Source organism: uncultured Campylobacter sp. (assembly GCF_938018145.1).
Lineage (GTDB): Bacteria > Campylobacterota > Campylobacteria > Campylobacterales > Campylobacteraceae > Campylobacter_A.
In genome coordinates this window covers 1-4,153 of the sequence record NZ_CALIII010000329.1, presented here as the reverse complement: position 1 = coordinate 4,153, position 4,153 = coordinate 1, and the positions used below count along the sequence as shown (strand labels likewise).

General features: G+C 49.3%; 2 protein-coding genes. One reads left to right on the top strand and one right to left on the bottom strand.

Translation table 11 applies throughout. The features are described 5' to 3' along the window. Window positions 1–37 precede the first annotated feature (37 nt). Window positions 38–2,881: a M16 family metallopeptidase gene (locus Q0338_RS07625; RefSeq protein ID WP_298086230.1), complete on the bottom strand. Its 2,844-nt coding sequence runs from the start codon at window positions 2,879–2,881 to the stop codon at window positions 38–40. A gap of 142 nt (window positions 2,882–3,023) precedes the next feature. On the opposite strand from Q0338_RS07625, the gene dapB reads away from it, so the two are divergent. Further along, the gene (dapB, locus tag Q0338_RS07620; RefSeq protein ID WP_298086229.1) at window positions 3,024–3,791 is read left to right on the top strand and encodes a 4-hydroxy-tetrahydrodipicolinate reductase; all 768 of its coding nucleotides are present in this window, start codon (window positions 3,024–3,026) and stop codon (window positions 3,789–3,791) included. Window positions 3,792–4,153: the final 362 nt, after the last annotated feature.

Sequence of the window (4,153 nt, the reverse complement as noted above, 5' to 3'; positions counted from 1 at the left end):
CCGGGCAGCAAATCAAATTTGCCGCCGAGGCTTAAATTTACTTCGCCGAAGCGGGATTATTCACGCTTATCACGACGTTTTTCTCGTCCAGGTAGAGCTTTGCCGCGTCTTTCACGTCTTGCTCAGTGAGCGCATTTACCGCCTTTTCGTACTCGTCCAGGCTCAAAACCTCATCGCCAAAAACCAGCTCGCGCATGACCGCGCGCGTCCAAAACTCGCCCTGAACGTAGGATTGGCGCATTTTTACGAGCGCTGATTTTTTGAAATTTTGCAGATAGCGCCGGATGTCCGCGCCGCCTTTTAGCTCGGCGACGTTTGATTTTATCTCGCCCAGCACGGCGTTTACGTTATCAGGCGCCGCCGTAAAGCCAAAATGCGCGGTGAAGCTTTCGTACGGGTATTTTGCGAGATTCATATGCACGCCCAGGCCGTAGACCTGCCCGCGGTCCTCGCGCACGTCCTCGCGCAGCATCATCGAAAGCACCGCAGATAGGGCGTTTACACGCAGTAACTCTGGGCGCGAATACTTCACGTTTTCGTTTTTCATTATCATCGCGGCGTCGCTTCGCTGCGTGGTTTGGTAGCTTCGCTTAAACTCCCGCTCGCCCGCGATCGTCCTTACGCCGTCATCGACGAAATTTTCGCGTTCCGTGCGCGCTGGTAAATTTGCCAGATATTTTTGCAAAAGCGGCTCGGCTGCGGTCAAATTTAGATCGCCGACCACGATAAAATCATACGAAGCCGCGTTGGTAAATTTATCCTTCACTATCTTTTTTACGTCCTCCATCTGCAGCTCGTTTATGTCCGCGGCCTCGAGCGGGTTTGTTCGCGGGTTATTTTCGTAGAAAAATCTCGCAAATTCGTCGCGAAATTTGCGCTCGGGCAGATTTTTGGTTTTTTCCAGCTTTTCAAGCTCGTTGATTTTTGTCTTTTTTAGCGCATTTTCGTCAAATCTAGGCTCGCTAAACTCCAAAAACAGCGCGCGCAAAAGCCACTCGAAGTCCGCGCTAGCCGAGCTTGCGCTGTATCCTTGCGAAAGCTGATCGATAAATTTGCTATAGCTTAGCTGCTTGCCGCTTAGGATTTTAGCCAGATCGTAGTTGCTAAACTCCCCCGCCCCGCTCTCGTTTGAGACCTCTACCGCTAGCGCGCCCTGCTTTGGTTTGGCCAAATTTGACGTGCCGCCGCGACTAACCGCGCTTAGCCAGACGACGTCTTTTTTGGTTTTTACCTCCTTAAATGCGACGCGCGCGCCGTTTGGCAGCTCGTAAAGGTAAAAATCAAGCTTCTCGTTATGCTTTTTGGAGACGAAATTTTTAGGCTTTAGCGCGCCGTAGTCGAAAAGCTCGCTCTTTACCTGATTTGCGGCTAGCGTATCGTATGGCTTTGCTTCCGCCCAAATTTGATCAAATTTAGCCTCGTTTAGCTTCGCCCCTTTGGCGCTAATTACGTTTAAAGTTTTTGCGTTTATGCCCAGTATCCGCCTAAATTCGGCGTTTACGTCATCTAGGCTGATCTCATCAAGCAGCGCCAAAGTAACGTCGCGCAGGTCTTTTTCGCCTAGCAGCATGCCACCGATCCTCGTCGTCTCCTCGATATTTGCCGCGACCGCGCTCGAGCGCTTGTTGCCCGCTTGCAAATAGGCATTTTTAGCCGAGTTTATAAAATCTTTTTTCGCGCTTTCAAAGTCAGCCTGGCTAAAGCCAAATTTCTGCACGCCCTTTAAAACGCCCGCCAGATCGCTAAGCGCGCCGCTAAAATCATCATCCACGGCGTTTATCTCAAAGGCGTAAAGCACGTTTTGATCCTCGATGATCGGCGAGTAAAATCGCCCTCGCAGGGCCAAATTTCGCTGCTCGTATATCATCGCGACTAGGTCTGAGATGTAGTTTGCGAGCAAATTTTGCCTGAGCCTTTGGATCTCGCCGTCAAATTTGTACTTTTGCGTAAAGATCAAATTTAGCGAGTTTAGCCCGATCTCGGCAGAGTCGTAGTTGTTTACGCTAAAGCCGCTTTTTATAGGGATAGTTTTATCAGGGCTCGCGTAGTCGTTCGTATTTTTAGCCGAGCTAAAGCTTTGCTTTATCATCTCCTCGATGCGCTTTTTATCAAAGTCGCCGACGGCGATAAATTTCATAAATCTAGGCTGATACGTCCTCTCGTAAAAGCCCTTTATAGTCGCTACGTCGACGTTTTTTACGATATTCATATCGCCGATGGGCGACCTTTTGGCGTAGATGCTATCGCCGTAGAGCTCTGGCACGCGATTTTTGATGTAAAATCTATACGCGGGCGTGTTTCTAGCGCGCTCCTCCTCGACGATGATGCCCCGCTCTTTATCTAGCTCGGCCGCGTCAAAGCTCACGCCGTCGATCCAGTCGCGAAAAACGCGAAAAACGTCCTTTAAATTTTGCTCGTTTACGTGGATTTCTAGCAGATAGCCCGTCTGATCGTAGCTAGTCTGCGCGTTTAGATCCGCGCCAAAGGCCACTCCTAGGCTCTCTAGCTTTTTAACCAGCTCGTTTTTGCTAAACTCGCGGCTGCCGTTAAACGCCATGTGCTCGGTAAAGTGCGCCAGCCCCAGCTCGTTTTCGCGCTCGTCGGTCGAGCCGATGTTTACGACTAGATAAAAATATGCCGAATTTGCGGGCTGCTTGTTTTCCTTGACGTAGTATTTTAGCCCGTTTGCTAGCTCGCCGCTGATGATAGCAGCATCCTGGGTCAAATTTAGCTTTTGCGCGGTTTTATCTTTCGCCGTCAAATTTGACGCGCTCAAATTTGCGTCCGCTTGCCGTATTTTAGCCGCCTGCGTGACCGGCGCTTGTTTAGCCAAAACGCTCGCCGCAAAAACAGCCAGAAATAAAAATAAAATTTTCCTCATCGTCGTCCTTTAAATTTAAAAAGCCGATTATATAGCGCGATTTTTAATATTTTTGCCCGCGCGTAGCGAAGTCGGCGGCCGTGCTAAATTTATTTTTTATAAAATTTATGCTAAATTTAGCCCAAATTTTAAAGGATAAATTTTGGTAAAAATAGGAATCCACGGCGCAAGCGGCAAAATGGGACGCATGATCATCGAGTGCCTAAAAAACGAGCCAAACGCGAAACTTAGCGCGGCTTATACGATAGAGCCGCTTGATTTTGCGTTGCCTGACGGCGTCATCCTCACGGATAAATTTGACGAGCTTTTTGCAAACTGCGACGTCGTTATCGACTTTACGATCAAGGATGGCGCGATAAACCTGCTAAACTACGCTCGCACCGACCCAAAACCGCTAGTCATAGGCACTACGGGTCTTGGCGAGGACGGCGCAAACCTGCTAAAGCTAGCAAGCGCGGCGATGCCGATACTTTACGCTACCAACATGAGCCTTGGCGTCGCGGTTTTAAACCGATTGGCAGCGCTTGCGTCAAAAGCCTTGTGCGAATTTGACGCCGAGATCGTCGAGCAACACCACAGACACAAAAAAGACGCCCCAAGCGGCACGGCGCTAACTTTGGGCGAGCGCGTAGCGGCGGCTAGAGGGTTAAATTTAAAAGACGTTTTAGTAACAGGCAGAGACGGCATGGTCGGAGCTCGTAGCAAGGACGAGATCGCGATCCTAGCCGTGCGAGGCGGCGACGTCGTGGGCAGGCATACGGTCGGATTTTACAACGAGGGCGAGTTTATCGAGTTAAACCACACCGCAACTAGCCGCGCGACCTTTGCCAAAGGCGCGATAAAGGCGGCTATTTGGGTGGCGGGGCGAGAGAGCGGGCTGTACGGGATAGATGATTGCCTGGGGCTATGATAATAAGCAGCTTATCTCGCGAGCGCCTTTGAAAGAGCTTGAAAATTCGGGCTTGCGGTAGACCGAGCGTCTAGCCTCGCCCAAATTTTCTGCGCAACTTTCAAATTCGTTTCGCGATATTTCGCCTTATTTTTTTATGTTAAATTTTGATATTTTTTAAAATTGTGGAAAATCGGCGGCGATATTTTTGACTTAGGCGAGGCGAAATTTAAATTTTAAGCGTAGGCTAGACACGAAGTCTGCCGAGCTTGAAATTTAAATTTTAACGAAGCATAAGGCAAAAAGATAACGCCCCTAAAAAAGGATAAAAATGTGTGCGATAGTTGGAGTAATAAATTCTAAAGACGCGGCAAAAACGGCAT